This is a genomic window from Mesorhizobium sp. M1307 (assembly GCF_040318155.1).
Lineage (GTDB): Bacteria > Pseudomonadota > Alphaproteobacteria > Rhizobiales > Rhizobiaceae > Mesorhizobium.
The window spans coordinates 74,928-90,080 of sequence record NZ_JAMYLR010000008.1; the positions used below are offsets into that span (position 1 = coordinate 74,928).

Consider the following 15,153-nt stretch of genomic DNA (forward strand, 5'->3'; position numbering starts at 1 on the left):
TCATGAGGACGCCGCTGATCGATCGGCGCGATTTCCTGAGGGCCGCAGGCGCTGGTTTCGTAGCGGCGATGGCGCCGTCGGCCTGGGCAAAGACACTCGACGCCGACTCGGTCTTCGCCACCGCTTTCGTCAAGCGCGACGGCAGCTATGGCGCGGCCGTCCTGTCCGAGGCCGGCAAGTTGTTGCACACGATCGATCTGCCCGATCGGGGCCACGACGTTACCTTCGACCTGGTGTCCAAGCGTTCGGTGGTGTTTGCCAGGCAGCCGGGCACCTTTGCTGTCGTCTTCGACCATACCGGCCGCGATGAACCGCAGACCGTTGCCAGCGTTGCCGGCCGGCATTTCTTCGGCCACGGCGTGTTCTCGGCCGACGGTACGCTGCTCTACGCCACCGAGAACGATTTCGACAATGCCGCCGGCGTCGTCGGCGTCTATGACGCGCATGCGAAATTCAAGCGCATCGGCGAGTTCCCGACCTACGGCATAGGCCCACACGAGCTTTTGCTGCTTTCCGACGGCAGGACGATTGCTGTGGCTAATGGCGGCATCGAGACGCATCCGGATTATGGCCGCGCCGAGCTCAACATCGCAACGATGCGGCCATCCTACGTGCTGGTCGACCGTCTCACGGGCGATCTCACCGAAAAGCACGAATTGCCGCCGGCGCTGCACCAATTGTCGATCCGCCATATGGATGCCGACCGGTCCGGCACCGTCTGGTTCGGCTGCCAGTACAGGGGGCCGGGCACCGATCGTCCCCCGCTGCTCGGCCGCGCGCCGCCGGGCAAGGACTTGAAATTGCTCGACATGTCGCAGGACGTGCTCTCGGCCTTCAGGAACTATATCGGCTCGGTCGCCGCCAACCCTGCCGCCGGCACTATCGCCGTGTCTTCGCCTGAGGGCAATTCGCTCGCCGTGATCGACACGGCCAGCGGCCGCATCGTCGCCACCAAGGCGCTGGTCGAGGTTTGCGGCATTGCAGCCGATGGGGAAAGCTTCATGGCGACGACCGGCGCCGGCGAAATCATCGAAGCCGGTGGTGCGACCCGTTCCGAGCCGGACTATGTCTGGGATAATCACGTGCTGCGTATCGAGCAGATCGGCTAGTCCTGGCACCGATTTGTGGCAGTTACGTTCGTCGAAACTTACCGTCTTGAACCTGAGCCGAAGCAAAGTCGCCTGACGATTTATCCATTATGCCCTTGCGGTGATGAGCCCTGGCGGGCAGAGGGAAGCTGTTTTCGAAACTGTCTCAACCGGCCGCTTCATGAATTTACTTGCCATCGACTGTGCCGCCAATCTCTGCGCCGCCTGCGTCTACGACGCGGCGGCTGGGAAGGAACTCGGCCGTTCGGTGATCGATCTTGGCAAGGGCCATGCGGAACATTTGATGGCCGTGATCGAGGGAGCATTGAAGGCGGCTGGAACCGATTATGCCAGCCTCGGCGCCATTGCCGTTTCCACCGGTCCGGGCTCCTTCACCGGTCTGCGCGTCGGCGTCTCGGCGGCGCGCGGCCTTGCGCTGGCGCTGAAAATCCCGGCGATCGGCGTGACGACTCTTGAAGCATTGGCGGCGCAAGCGAGAGCGACGTTTCCCGGCCGCGCCGCGCTCGCCGCGCTCGATGCAGGGCGCGAGGAAATCCATGCGGCACTCTACGATGAAACATCCGTTTTGATTTACGGTCCCTCGGTGACCACGCTCTCGCAAGCCGCCGCCATCGCGGTTGACAGCTCCGCGGTTCTGGCCGGTACGGCGGCAACGCAAATTGCCGCCTCGGCCGGGCGCGCCTTCGACGTCGGCGCGACAGCGGCCACCGCCGACATCGCCGTCTATGCCCGGCTGGCCGCCGCCCAACGTGCCGGTAAAAAGGGCAAGGGCGAAAAGCCGAAACCGCTCTATCTGCGCGGCGCCGACGCAAAGCCTCAGGGAGGCTTTATTCTATCGAGGCAAGACCATGATCCCAAAAAGTGGAAACCGGTTTTGGGAAAAGATCATGGTCCAAACGGAAACAAGTCCTGATGCGCATTCCCTTCCTCCAGTCGCGCCGCAGGGACTATGCGCTCGAGCCGTTGACGGTTGCCGATAGCGCGGCCATGTCGGTGCTGCATCGCGAGGATTTCGCGCGGCCGTGGACCGACGACGAATTCGCCGCGCTGCTCGAGCAGGACACGGTGTTCGGCTATGCCGCGCGCGAGACCGGACAGGGTGCCAAGCCGCCGGTCGGCTTCGTGCTGGCGCGGCTGGCGGCCGGCGAGGGGGAGATCCTGACGGTCGCGGTGGCACGCTCGCATCGGCGCCGGGGGCTCGGCTGGCAATTGATGGATGCGGTGCTGCGTGAACTGCACGCACAGCGCGCCGAGGCGCTTTTCCTCGAGGTCGACGAGACCAATGTCGCCGCGATCGCGCTCTACCGGCGGTTCGGCTTCCGCGAGGTCGGCAAGCGTGCCAACTATTACAAGTCGCCGGAGCAGGGCCCGACCGGCGCGCTTGTCATGCGCCGCGATCTTCGTTAGCCAAACGCCGGGGTGGTGCGGATGATCGGAAAAATCAGGATTTTCCTGGCGCTGGGGCTGGTTGTCGTCGGCTCGCTGGTGCTTGTGCCGCTGCAGATATTGTCGATGCGGACCGGGCTCTGGCGCGAGACCTTCATCCTGAAAATCTGGCACAGGATGATTGTCAGGACGCTGGGGCTGCGCATCCATGTCAAGGGAGCGCTGTCCGGCCGGCGCCCATTGCTGATTGCTGCCAACCACATCTCCTGGACCGACATCATGGTGCTGGGGTCGATGGTCGACGTGACGTTCATCGCCAGGGCCGATATGGCCGGCTGGCCGTTGATCGGCATGCTGTCGAAGCTGCAGCGCACGGTATTCATCGAACGTGAGCGTAAGCGTTCGTCGGGCGACCAGGCGAGCGAGATCGCCGGCCGCATGGCCAATGGCGACGCCATGGTGCTGTTTGCCGAAGGCTCGACCGGCGACGGCAACATGATCCTGCCGTTCAAGAGCACGCTGTTCGGCGCCGCTACAATGGCGATTGCGGAAGGGGCGGCCGAACAGGTCTTCATCCAGCCGGTGGCGATCGTCTATACGCGCCTGCATGGCGTGCCGCTCGGCCGCCGGCATCGGCCGGTTGCCGCCTGGATCGGCGACGAGGAGCTGATGCCGCACCTCAAGGTGCTGATGGCCGAGGGCGCCCTCGACGTCGAGGTGCATTTTGGCGAGGCGATTGCTTTCTCCAAGGGCTCAAGCCGCAAGGAGACGGCAAAGCAGATGGAACGCCAGGTGCGCAAGATGGTGCAGGCGGCGCTCGCCGAACCGCGTCCGAGCCGGTAGGCTGCGCAGGTCCCGGCCAGATTCGTCTGTTTTTTGTCGGGGAAAGGCGCTAGAAGCCGCGAAATGGAATTGAACACGATAGAACGCGACGACATCGGCGCTGCCGCCGAAAACCTGGTCGTTCCGCCTGCCGCGACCAGAAAGGTCTTCGTCAAGACCTATGGCTGCCAGATGAACGTTTACGATTCGCAGCGCATGACCGATGCGCTGGCGGCCGACGGCTATGCCGCGACAGACGCTATCGGCGAGGCCGATCTGGTGCTGCTCAACACCTGCCACATCCGCGAAAAAGCGGCGGAAAAAGTCTATTCCGAACTTGGGCGCATCCGTGAGTTGAAGGCCGAGCGTGCAAAGGCCGGGCGCGAAATGCTGGTCGGCGTCGCCGGCTGCGTGGCGCAGGCCGAGGGTGCCGAGATCATCCGCCGCTCGCCGGCCGTCGACCTGGTCATCGGCCCGCAGACCTACCACCGGCTGCCCGGTGTGCTGGCGAGGGCGCGTGGCGGCGAAAAGATCGTCGAGACCGACTATGCCGTCGAGGACAAGTTCGAGTATCTGCCGCAGCCGAAGCGCGCCGAACTGATCAGGCGCGGCGTGACGGCGTTCTTGACCGTTCAGGAAGGCTGCGACAAGTTCTGCACCTTCTGTGTCGTGCCCTATACGCGCGGCTCGGAAGTCTCGCGGCCGGTCGCACAGATCGTCGCCGAGGCCGAGCGCCTGGCAGATGCCGGCGTGCGCGAGGTGACGCTGCTCGGCCAGAACGTCAATGCCTGGCATGGAAGAGGCGAAAACGGCGAGGAATGGGGCCTTGGCCGGCTGCTGTTCAGGCTGGCCGAGATTCCAGGCCTGGCGCGGCTGCGCTACACAACCAGTCATCCGCGCGACATGGACGATGAATTGATCGCCGCCCATCGTGATTTGCCGACGCTGATGCCCTATCTACATTTACCGGTGCAGTCCGGCTCCGACCGCATACTCAAGGCGATGAACCGCAGGCATATGGCCAAAGACTATCTGACGTTGATCGACCGCATCCGTGCCGCACGGAACGATATTGCACTGTCGGGCGATTTTATTGTCGGCTTTCCCGGCGAGACGGAAGCCGATTTCGAGGCGACCATGCAGTTGGTCGAAGACGTCAACTATGCCTCGGCCTTTTCGTTCAAATATTCGCCGCGCCCCGGCACGCCCGGCGCCGAGATGAGCGATCACGTGCCGGAGGCCGTCAAGGACGAGCGCCTGCAGCGGCTGCAGGCGCTGCTGCTGAAACAGCAGCAGGATTTCGGCACCAGCCTGATCGGCAGGACCATCGACACGCTGATCGAAAAGCCGGGCCGCCAGGCCGGCCAGAAGGTTGGCCGCTCGCCCTGGCTGCAGCCGGTTATTGTTGATGAAAAGGCCGGCGAAATCGGTGACATTATCCAGGTACGAATCACGAAGACGGGCTACAACAGCCTGTTCGCCGAATTGGCCTGAAGGTCTCGGCAGATGAGGAGAGACGGTTGAGCGCTGCTGAAGTGAAGAACCTGCCCCAGAACCTACCCTCGGGGGCCTCGGATATCGCGCACATCGTACTGACTTTCGACAACAACAAGCTTGCCAGCGCCCTTTACGGCCAGTTCGACGAGAATCTGGCCCGACTCGAGCAGAAGCTCGGCGTCGATATCCGCTCGCGCGGCAATCAATTGACCATCAAGGGCTCTTCCTCGGCCGCCGAGCAGGCACGCCGCGCCTTGGACAATCTTTACGGCATTCTGCAGAAAGGCACCGACATCGGCCAGTCCGATGTCGACGGCGCCGTGCGCATGGCGATCGCCAGCGACGACCAGCTGACGCTGCCGACGCTGGAGCGCAAGGGCAAGATGTCCGCCGCCCAGATATCGACGCGCAAGAAGACGATCTATGCCCGCTCGCTCAACCAGGACGCCTATATGCGCGCGCTGGAGCGGTCGGAACTCGTCTTCGGCATCGGCCCGGCCGGCACCGGAAAGACCTATCTGGCGGTGGCGCATGCGGCAATGCTGCTCGAACGCGGCATGGTCGAACGCATCGTGCTGTCGCGCCCCGCGGTCGAGGCCGGTGAACGGCTTGGCTTTCTGCCGGGTGACATGAAGGAGAAGGTCGATCCCTATCTGCGGCCGCTCTATGACGCGCTCTACGACATGATGCCGGCCGACAAGGTCGAGCGGGCGATTGCCGCCGAGGTCATCGAGATCGCGCCGCTGGCGTTCATGCGCGGCCGTACGCTGGCGCACGCTGCCGTCATCCTCGACGAGGCGCAGAACACCACGCCGATGCAGATGAAGATGTTCCTGACCCGGCTCGGCGAGAACTCGCGCATGATCGTCACCGGCGATCCGACCCAGATCGATCTGCCGCCAAACACCAAATCCGGCCTGGTCGAGGCGCTGAGAATCCTCGACGGCGTCACCGGCATGGTGACGGTCCGCTTCAACGAAGGCGACGTCGTCAGGCATCCGCTGGTCGCCGAGATCGTCAAGGCCTACGACCGGGACGGCAAGCTGGCCAGGGGTTTGGGTGTCGAAAGCTGATACGATTATGCGGCCGCATGGCTGAGGAGCAAAAGGCGGGGGGACCGCTTCCCGTCGAAATCGATATCGCGATCGAGGCGGGCGACTGGCCCGACGAGGCGGTGCTGATGCGGCTGGTCGACCACGCCGTCTCGGCCGCCTTTGCCGAAACCGGTGCCGACGGCCGTTCCGAGCTCAGCATCGTCTTTTCCGACGATGCCCGTATCCGCACGCTCAATGCCGGCTGGCGCGGCAAGGACAAGCCGACCAACGTCCTGTCTTTTCCAGCTTTTCCGTTTGCCAGGGGAGGGCCTCTGCCGCCGATGCTCGGCGACATCGTGCTGGCCGCCGAGACTGTCGCGCGCGAGGCGGCACTGGAAGACAAGCCCATCGAGGACCATATCTCCCATCTCGTCATCCATGGCCTGCTGCATTTGCTGGGCTATGATCACGAAACGGATGCCGAAGCGGAACTGATGGAAGCGACAGAGCGCGCAGCACTTGCGAGGCTTGCCATTCCCGATCCCTACACGTAATTACAAAAGACCAATTGACCGGACGATGATGAACGACAAACCAGAGACTGCCGCCCGCTCCGACGCCGGCAGTGTGATCAAGCCTTCCGAAACGACGGAAGAGGGCTCGAGTCCGAGTACCACGACCGGCAGCTTCGCCAGCGAGGCATCGCCTGCCGGTCCTTCCCTGTTCGATCGCGTGCTCGGGCTTTTTAGGCACCGCAACGGCACCAGCCTGCGCGAGGAGATTGCCGGTGCGCTTGCCGAAACGGCGAGCGATGCAGAATCCTTCTCGCCCGGCGAACGCGCCATGCTCAACAACATCCTGCGCCTGCGCGAAGTGCGGGTCGAGGACGTCATGGTGCCGCGCGCCGACATCGAGGCGGTCGAGATCACCACGAAGCTCGGCGACCTTCTGGGGTTGTTCGAGCAGTCCGGCCATTCCCGCATGCCGGTCTATTCGGAGACGCTCGACGATCCGCGCGGCATGGTCCATATCCGCGACGTGCTGGCGCATATCACCAAGGTCGCCCGCGTCAGAAAGGGCAGGACGACCAGGAAAACTCCGGTCGCGACGGTTCTCGATCTCGCCCAGGTCGATCTGGCGCGCACCATCGGCGATCTCAGCCTGATCCGACCGGTGCTGTTCGTGCCGCCGTCGATGCTCGCCTCCGACCTGATGGGGCGAATGCAGACGACGCGCACCCAGATGGCGCTGGTCATCGACGAATATGGCGGCACTGACGGTCTCGTCTCGCTCGAGGATATCGTCGAGATGGTGGTCGGCGACATCGAGGACGAGCATGACGAGGACGAGCCGATGATTACCCAGGCCGGCGAAGGCGTCTTCATCGTCGACGGCAAGGCCGAGATCGACGACGTCGCCAAGATGATCGGCGAGGATTTCGCCGCCGGCGAGCACGGCGAATATGTCGACACGATCGGCGGCATGATCTTCAACACGCTTGGCCGGGTGCCGGCGCGCGGCGAAGTGGTGCAGGCCATACCCGGCTTCGAGTTCCATGTGCTCGACGCCGATCCGCGCCGCGTCAAGCGCGTGCGCATCGTCGAGACCCTGAAGGGCGAGCGCCGCCGCCGCGCCGTCCGCACCGAGCAGGCTTAGACGCTGCGTTTCGGCAAGCGGTGGAAACCGTTTAGCGTCTTAGCTGGCCGTTAGAGCCAACCCTGGACCATGGCTTGCAGCGAATGCGGTCCAAAGATCCGACACCGAAAGGGTTCCTTTCCAAGGCCGAGCCAGCGCGAACAGCAGGACTGCACTTGGGACGGAAACCATGAGCATGGCCAGAACGCTATTGAGCAGCGAATGTCGCTTCAAGTGAATTGTGCTCCCGTGACGACCAGCATCATCGCATCGCTGGGCAAGGTCTGCCAAGGTCGAGGCCGAAGTTAATGCTCGGCAGCCCCAGCTGGGCGCCATTTGGAGCCAAGGCCGCGGCCTGATAAATCTTGCTTCCTGATTCGCACGACTCGGAAGCATAGATGGAGCGCCAGGCCGGCCGGATAATTCTGCTTTGGGGCTGGCGGCGCGCGTTGGTGGCGTTTCTTGCCGGCGCGCTGGCGGTTCTTGCCCAGGCGCCTTACGATTTCTTCGCCGTCTGTTTCGTTTCGTTTCCCCTGCTGGTGTGGCTCCTCGACGGCGCGACCGGCGAAGCCTCGGACGGTTTTCTGCGGCGCTTGCGTCCGGCTTTCGCCATCGGCTGGTGGTTCGGTTTCGGCTACTTTCTTGCCGGTCTCTGGTGGGTCGGCTCGGCGCTTCTGGTCGAGGCCGACAGCTTTGCCTGGGCCTTGCCGTTCGCGGTGGTCGGCATCCCCCTCGCGCTCGCCTTCTTCTATGGTTTCGCCGCCGTGGTCGCCCGGCTGTTGTGGAGCAACGACATCGGACGCATCGCCGCGCTCGCCTTCGGCTTTGCGCTGGCGGAATGGCTGCGCGGCTTCCTGTTCACCGGCTTTCCGTGGAATGCGGTCGGCTATGCGGCGATGCCGGTACCTTTGCTGATGCAGAGCGTCTCGGTGACCGGCATGGTCGGCATGGACGCGCTTGCGGTCTTCGTCTTTGCGCTGCCGGCGCTGCTTGCGGCGCGCCGGCATCTCCGCCTCGGCGCGGCATTGCTTGTCGTGCTCGTCGCCGCCCATGCCGGCTTCGGCTATATCCGGCTCGCCGCCCCCGAAAAGCCGGCCGCCCGCAGCCTTGACGTCCGTATCGTGCAGCCTGCCGTCGACCTTACGGAAAAATGGGATACCTCGGTGCGTGACCGCATCTTCGCCACCATGATGGGGCTTTCGGCCAAGGCGCCGGAACCCGGCCATGACAGGCCGCAATTGATCCTGTGGCCGGAGACCTCCGTGCCGTTTCTGTTCACCGAACGTCCGGATGCCCTGCCTGCGATCGGAGAGATGCTCGGCGATGGCCAGATGCTGGTCGCCGGCGTCGTTCGCGAAGAAGGCGGCTCGGCGGCCGGCAGCCGTTACTACAACTCTGTGGTGGCGATCGACGAAAAAGGCGAAATCGTCGATGCCGTCGACAAGGTCCACCTGGTACCCTTCGGCGAATACCTGCCTTTTGCCGATCTGCTCGGCCGCTTCGGGCTTGAGCAGCTTGTTGCCGGTCCAATGACCTTCGCGGCGGGCAATGAGCGGCATCCGATCGCGCTGCCCGGCGGTATCCGGGCGCTGCCGTTTATTTGCTATGAGGTCATCTTTCCCGATCTGGTCGCAGTTGACGCAACGTCAGCCGAGCTTATTGTGAACGTCACCAATGACGCCTGGTTCGGCGACACGCCGGGGCCGTACCAGCACTTCAGGCAGGCGCAGATCCGGGCGGTGGAGAATGGGGTGCCCCTGTTGCGCGCGGCTAATAACGGCATTTCGGCCGTTGTCGACCCGCGCGGTCGCATCGTCGACGCGCTGGCAATCGATGCACGCGGCGCGATCGATGTGCGTGTGCCGATCTCCGACCAAGCCATCGTTTCATCCGGCCAACGACGCATTAACGGAATGCTGATCATGTTTTTGCTTGCCGTTGCGGCATGCATTTTGAACGTAAGGCAAAGGCTACGGGCGAATTGACAGCCGACACATTAGAAACTCATACTGTAAGCGCCTGAAAATTTTCGAAGTCGATAAGGTCGTTCTGTTGGGGCACGGGCCGCGGCGTCGTTTGGGCAGCAAAATAGAAAAAGCCGGAAAAATTCGGCGAGGAAAAAATGACAGAAGAAAACAAGAAAAAGCCGAATCCGATCGACATCCACGTCGGAAGCCGCATCCGGCTTCGCCGCAATATGCTGGGAATGAGCCAGGAAAAACTGGGTGAAAACCTCGGCATAACGTTCCAGCAGATCCAAAAGTACGAAAAGGGCACCAATCGCGTCGGCGCCAGCCGTTTGCAGGCAATCGCCTCCATACTCGGCGTCCCCGTCGCCTTCTTTTTCGAGGATGCGCCCGGTCAGGAGCCCGTGGGCAACCGTGGATTTGCCGAGGATGCTTCGATGACCTCCGCCGTCGAATTCTGCGGCAGCCCGGAAGGCCTCCAGCTGAATCGCGCCTTCGTCAAGATCGCCGATGTGAAAGTGCGCCGCAAGATCATCGAGTTGGTGAAGTCGCTTTCCACCGACGAAGTCGATTGACTGGCCCGTGAAGAGTTCAACAAGGAAGGGCTCGTCGTAGCTGGGCATGCAATTTCTCGCGGCTGCGCGCATTGAGGGATGTTCATTCCGCAGATGCGCTAAAGCGCAGATCGATTTCGCTCGACTCGCTTCCTGGAAGCCGTTTTCCTCAGTCTGTTGGTGCAAGGGCTGATCGCAGTGCGCCCTGCCGCCGTCTCGGGATGCAAAGATAATAACGTCAAAATTCATGCCAGAACGGCTGCATGGCTTGACGAGCGACGCCCGGCACCGTTAACAACTGGCGCGCCAAAATCGGCGGCCTGCCGATATTTTTTTCAAGAGGGGACACCCGTGACGCGGCACAATTACTTCTTCACCTCGGAATCCGTTGCCGAGGGCCATCCCGACAAGGTCTGCGACCGCATCTCCGACGAGATTGTCGATCTCGTCTATCGCGAAGCCAGAAAGACCGGCATGGACCCGTGGAAGGTCCGCGTTGCCTGCGAGACGCTTGCGACGACCAATCGCGTTGTCATCGCCGGCGAGGTGCGCGTCCCCGAGACGCTGCTCAAGAAGGACAAGGAGGGCAACGTCCTGAAGGATGCGGCCGGCCATCCGATCGTCAACCCGGCCAAGTTCAAGTCGGTCGCTCGCAAGGCGATCCGCGAAATCGGCTACGAGCAGGCCGGCTTCCACTGGAAGACAGCCAAGATCGAGGTCCTGCTGCACGGCCAGTCGCCGGATATCGGCCAAGGCGTCGACAACGCCTCCGACCGGCAAGGCGAGGAGGGAGCCGGCGACCAGGGCATCATGTTTGGCTATGCCTGCCGCGAAACTCCGGACCTGATGCCGGCGCCGATCTATTACAGCCACAAGATCCTCGAATTGCTGGCGGCTGCGCGCCATGAAGGCAGCGGTGATGCCGGCAGGCTCGGGCCGGATGCCAAGAGCCAGGTCACCGTCCGCTATGTCGACGGCAAAGCGGCGGAAGTGACGCAGATCGTGCTGTCGACCCAGCATCTCGATGAGACGTGGGATTCGAAGAAGGTGCGCAACGTCGTCGAGCCCTATATTCGCGAAGCACTGGGCGACCTGAAGATTGCCGACAATTGCAACTGGTACATCAATCCGACCGGCAAGTTCGTCATCGGCGGGCCTGATGGCGACGCCGGCCTGACCGGCCGCAAGATCATCGTCGACACTTATGGTGGGGCTGCGCCTCATGGCGGCGGCGCTTTTTCTGGCAAGGACACCACCAAGGTCGACCGCTCGGCGGCCTATGCGGCGCGTTATCTCGCCAAGAACGTGGTTGCCGCAAAGCTCGCCGATCGCTGCACCATCCAGCTTTCCTATGCGATCGGTGTCGCCCAGCCGCTGTCGATCTACGTCGACCTGCACGGCACCGGCAAGGTCGACGAGGCAAAACTCGAGCGTGCACTGCGCGCCGTGATGGACCTGTCGCCTTCCGGCATCCGCCGCCACCTCGATCTCAACAAGCCGATCTATGCCAAGACGTCGTCCTACGGCCATTTTGGCCGCAAGGCCGGCCGCGATGGATCCTTCTCCTGGGAGAAGACCGATCTCGCCAAGGCGCTCAAGGACGCTCTCGCCGAACCGGTCGCCGAAGCAGTCGCCGCCTAACCGCGGCGCCTATGGATCCGAAGGACCGGCCAAGCCGTGCGACCGAGGCCTTTTTCGGTCGCCGGCGCGGCAAGACCATTCGACCACAACAGGCAGCGGCGCTGGAGAGCGGCTTCGCCGCCTACAAGCTCGATCTGACGGTTGAACCGCCGGCCGACTTGCGCAGCCTTTTCGAAGCCGAAGTTTCGGCTGTCCAGCTCGAAATCGGTTTTGGCGGCGGCGAACATCTTCTGCACCGTGCTACGGCCAGCCAGACGACCGGCTTTATCGGCGTCGAGCCTTTCGTCAACGGCATGGCCAAGATGATGATGGCGGTCCGGAAGCGGCCGCTTGCCAATCTGCGCGTCTATGACGACGACGCCACACGTCTGCTGGACTGGCTGCTGCAGGCTTCGCTTGACGGCATTGATCTTCTCTATCCGGATCCGTGGCCGAAGAAGAAGCACTGGAAGCGGCGCTTCGTCAGCCCGGTCAATCTCGACCGCTTCGCGCGCGTCCTGAAGCGCGGCGGAAAGTTCCACTTTGCGTCCGATATCGATAGCTATGTGAACTGGACGCTCCTGCATTGCCGGGCGCACGACGCCTTTACGTGGCAGGCAAGCGAAGCAGCCGACTGGCACCGGCCCTATGATGGCTGGCCGGGGACGCGCTATGAGGCCAAGGCCATTCGCGAAGGCCGACGGCCCGCCTATCTCACCTTCGTGCGGAAATAAGCGGGAAATTAGAGCTGAGCACAAGGCGAGCGGGCCGAAGGCTCTCGGCGCTCACTTGGCTCAGAAGCGACGGATCTTGTCGAAGGCTGCCGGCTCCATGCCGAGATTGCGCAGATCATGCGCACGCGGCTTGCGACCGCTTTCCACAGCCCGCGACGCGGCTACGGCGCTGCCGAACACGCTAAAGACATCGCCTATGGCTGAAAAAATCCACGATTGTTCATGATGGTACCCTTTCGAGCGCAGTGAGCGCTCCAATTGTGCAATGCAACATAGGTAGTCGTGCGTGGCCGGTGCTCAAAGGGGGATCACTGCATGGGCGCCATGCATTTGGCGCAGCGCTGCGGACTCGGAGCCTTGCCGTCATGCAGGACGGGCTTGAAATGAGGACCACGATCGTCTATATCAGCTTCAAATTCTTGGTCGGTATGACGAAGAGTGGGTCCACCCGGTCCCGCTCTTTTTTATTACCTGCCGACCAACAGAAATCGAGTGACAGGACCGAATGACAGTGACGGCAAGCGAAGGCGACGACCGCATCATCCGCGAAAGCGGCATCGATGCGCGCATCGCGCTGATCGTTCAGCCGGTACTGCGCGCCATTGGCTTCCGCTTGGTACGTGTGCACCTGTCGGGCCAGAACGGGCTGACGCTGCAGATCATGGCCGAGCGCGAGGACGGCACCATGACGGTCGAGGATTGTGAAGAGGTCAGCCGGGCGGTGTCGCCGGCGCTCGATGTCGATGATCCGATCGAGAAGGCTTATCATCTCGAAGTGTCGTCGCCGGGCATCGACCGGCCGCTGGTCCGCAAATCGGACTTTGCAGCCTGGACCGGCCATCTGGTGAAGATGGAAACATCGGTTCTCGTCGCCGACCGTAAGCGCTTCAAGGGCAAGATCGCCGAAAGCGACGCGGACGGTGTGCTGATCGAGCGTGACAAGGCCGCTTACGGCGAGGAGCCGACGGTACGTGTTCCCTACGATGCGATTGCCGAAGCGCGGCTGATTCTGACCGACGACCTTATCCGCGATGCGCTCTCGAAGGACAATCGGGCGCGCAAGGAAGCCAGGAAACGCCGCGGCGAACCCGAAGACGCACCAGAGGGTGCGGAAGACGAAACCGAACAGGAAATGTGATTGGGCTGCCGGCCGTAAGGGTCGGCAACAAGCTCGGGAGAAAGAAGATGGTTGTAAGCGCCAACAGGCTTGAACTGCTGCAGATCGCCGATGCGGTCGCGCGTGAAAAGTCGATCGACAAGTCGATCGTCATCGCCGCCATGGCCGATGCGATCCAGAAGGCCGCGCGCTCGCGCTACGGCCAGGAAACCAATATCCGCGCCGACATCAATGCCAATACCGGCGAGATGAAGCTGCAGCGGCTGATGGAAGTGGTCGAGAAGGTCGATGACTACGCGACGCAGATTGCCATTTCCTCGGCGCGCGAGCGCAATCCGGACGCCCAGCTCGGCGATTTCATTGCCGAACAGCTACCGCCGATGGATTTTGGCCGCATCGCCGCCCAGTCCGCCAAGCAGGTCATCGTGCAGAAGGTGCGCGAGGCCGAGCGCGACCGGCAATATGACGAATACAAGGACCGTATCGGCGAGATCGTCAACGGTACCGTCAAGCGCGTCGAATACGGCAACGTCATCGTCGATCTCGGCCGCGGCGAAGCGATCATCCGCCGCGACGAGCTGATTCCGCGCGAAAACTACAAGTATGGCGATCGCGTCCGTGCCTATGTCTATGACGTGCGCCGCGAACAGCGCGGCCCGCAGATCTTCCTGTCGCGCACCCATCCGCAGTTCATGGCGAAGCTGTTCACCATGGAAGTGCCGGAAATCTACGACGGCATCATCGAGATCAAGTCAGTCGCCCGCGATCCGGGTTCGCGCGCCAAGATCGCTGTCATCTCGCGCGACAGCTCCATCGATCCGGTCGGTGCCTGCGTCGGTATGCGCGGCAGCCGCGTCCAGGCGGTCGTCGGTGAATTGCAGGGCGAGAAGATCGACATCATTCCATGGTCGCCTTCGGCGGCGTCCTTCATTGTCAATGCATTGCAGCCGGCGGAAGTCGCCAAGGTCGTGCTCGACGAGGATGCCGAGCGCATCGAGGTCGTCGTTCCCGACGATCAGCTGTCGCTGGCCATCGGCCGCCGCGGCCAGAACGTCCGTCTTGCCTCGCAGCTCACCGGCTGGGATATCGACATCCTGACCGAGCAGGAAGAGAGCGAACGCCGCCAGAAGGAATTCGTCGAACGGTCGTCGCTGTTCATGGAAGCCCTCGACGTCGACGAGATGGTCGGCCAGGTGCTCGCTTCCGAAGGCTTCACCAGCGTCGAGGAGGTCGCGTATGTCGACTCCGGCGAAATCGCGTCGATCGACGGCTTCGACGAGGACACGGCTTCGGAAATCCAGACCCGCGCCCGCGAATATCTGGAGAAGATCGAAGCCGAGCATGACGAGAAGCGCAAGGCGCTCGGCGTCAAGGACGAGCTGCGCGAGATTCCCGGCATCACCACCGCCATGATGGTGACGCTCGGCGAGGACGGCGTGAAGACGATCGAGGATTTCGCCGGCTACGCCGCCGACGACCTGACCGGTTGGAAGGAACGCAAGGACGGCGAGACGAAGGTATTCCCGGGTGTGCTCGCCAACCACGGCGTATCACGCGCCGATGCCGAGCAGATGGTCCTGGCCGCTCGCCTGAAGGCTGGCTGGATCACCGAAGACGAGCTTGCCGCCGAGGGCGTGCCGGCTGACGAAACCGTCGGTGCGTGAGGTGAAACCGCATC

General features: G+C 62.8%; 15 protein-coding genes. 14 read left to right on the forward strand and 1 reads right to left on the reverse strand.

Annotated features, from left to right (window positions below):
* The first annotated feature begins 2 nt into the window (after positions 1–2).
* From NKH16_RS12455 to trmB, 12 genes are all read left to right on the forward strand, one after another.
* Positions 3–1,109 (forward strand): DUF1513 domain-containing protein, encoded by a 1,107-nt coding sequence (locus NKH16_RS12455; RefSeq protein ID WP_352899633.1) that lies wholly within the window; start codon positions 3–5, stop codon positions 1,107–1,109.
* Between the two features lie 160 nt (positions 1,110–1,269).
* Positions 1,270–2,022 carry a tRNA (adenosine(37)-N6)-threonylcarbamoyltransferase complex dimerization subunit type 1 TsaB gene (tsaB, locus tag NKH16_RS12460; RefSeq protein WP_352899636.1) on the forward strand — a complete coding sequence of 251 codons (753 nt, stop codon included), beginning with the start codon at positions 1,270–1,272 and terminating at the stop codon, positions 2,020–2,022.
* A complete protein-coding gene (gene rimI, locus NKH16_RS12465; protein WP_352744399.1) occupies positions 2,022–2,516 on the forward strand; it encodes a ribosomal protein S18-alanine N-acetyltransferase in 495 nt (164 codons plus the stop codon). The genes tsaB and rimI overlap by 1 nt, the downstream gene beginning before the upstream one ends.
* A 21-nt stretch (positions 2,517–2,537) precedes the next feature.
* On the forward strand, positions 2,538–3,338 hold the full coding sequence (olsA, locus tag NKH16_RS12470) for a lyso-ornithine lipid O-acyltransferase (protein WP_352899639.1): 801 nt from the start codon (positions 2,538–2,540) through the stop codon (positions 3,336–3,338).
* Between the two features lie 63 nt (positions 3,339–3,401).
* Positions 3,402–4,811, forward strand: coding sequence for a tRNA (N6-isopentenyl adenosine(37)-C2)-methylthiotransferase MiaB (miaB, locus tag NKH16_RS12475; protein ID WP_352680493.1), 1,410 nt, complete (start codon positions 3,402–3,404; stop codon positions 4,809–4,811).
* 26 nt (positions 4,812–4,837) lie between these two features.
* Positions 4,838–5,887: a PhoH family protein gene (locus NKH16_RS12480; RefSeq protein ID WP_352455111.1), complete on the forward strand. Its 1,050-nt coding sequence runs from the start codon at positions 4,838–4,840 to the stop codon at positions 5,885–5,887.
* A gap of 17 nt (positions 5,888–5,904) precedes the next feature.
* On the forward strand, positions 5,905–6,402 hold the full coding sequence (gene ybeY, locus NKH16_RS12485) for an rRNA maturation RNase YbeY (RefSeq protein WP_352541254.1): 498 nt from the start codon (positions 5,905–5,907) through the stop codon (positions 6,400–6,402).
* A 28-nt stretch (positions 6,403–6,430) separates the two neighbouring features.
* Positions 6,431–7,504, forward strand: coding sequence for a hemolysin family protein (locus NKH16_RS12490; RefSeq protein ID WP_352613880.1), 1,074 nt, complete (start codon positions 6,431–6,433; stop codon positions 7,502–7,504).
* A 377-nt stretch (positions 7,505–7,881) separates the two neighbouring features.
* A complete protein-coding gene (gene lnt / locus NKH16_RS12495) occupies positions 7,882–9,468 on the forward strand; it encodes an apolipoprotein N-acyltransferase (RefSeq protein WP_352470063.1) in 1,587 nt (528 codons plus the stop codon).
* A 137-nt stretch (positions 9,469–9,605) separates the two neighbouring features.
* On the forward strand, positions 9,606–10,025 hold the full coding sequence (locus tag NKH16_RS12500; RefSeq protein WP_023676895.1) for a helix-turn-helix domain-containing protein: 420 nt from the start codon (positions 9,606–9,608) through the stop codon (positions 10,023–10,025).
* A 330-nt stretch (positions 10,026–10,355) separates the two neighbouring features.
* Entirely contained in the window at positions 10,356–11,645 is a 1,290-nt protein-coding gene (metK, locus tag NKH16_RS12505; protein ID WP_023676896.1) for a methionine adenosyltransferase, read from the forward strand.
* A gap of 11 nt (positions 11,646–11,656) precedes the next feature.
* Complete coding sequence (gene trmB, locus NKH16_RS12510) at positions 11,657–12,358, forward strand: tRNA (guanine(46)-N(7))-methyltransferase TrmB (RefSeq protein WP_352899644.1); 702 nt, start codon at positions 11,657–11,659, stop codon at positions 12,356–12,358.
* Positions 12,359–12,418: 60 nt separating this feature from the next.
* On the opposite strand, the gene NKH16_RS12515 is transcribed toward trmB, so the two are convergent.
* A complete protein-coding gene (locus NKH16_RS12515; protein WP_352455155.1) occupies positions 12,419–12,616 on the reverse strand; it encodes a hypothetical protein in 198 nt (65 codons plus the stop codon).
* A gap of 247 nt (positions 12,617–12,863) precedes the next feature.
* Here NKH16_RS12515 and rimP point away from each other — a divergent pair, with 247 nt between their 5' ends.
* Both rimP and nusA read left to right on the forward strand, forming a co-directional pair.
* Positions 12,864–13,496, forward strand: a complete 633-nt coding sequence (rimP, locus tag NKH16_RS12520) for a ribosome maturation factor RimP (RefSeq protein WP_023676900.1) — start codon at positions 12,864–12,866, stop codon at positions 13,494–13,496.
* 47 nt (positions 13,497–13,543) lie between these two features.
* The gene (nusA, locus tag NKH16_RS12525; RefSeq protein WP_023676901.1) at positions 13,544–15,139 is read left to right on the forward strand and encodes a transcription termination factor NusA; all 1,596 of its coding nucleotides are present in this window, start codon (positions 13,544–13,546) and stop codon (positions 15,137–15,139) included.
* Positions 15,140–15,153 lie beyond the last annotated feature (14 nt).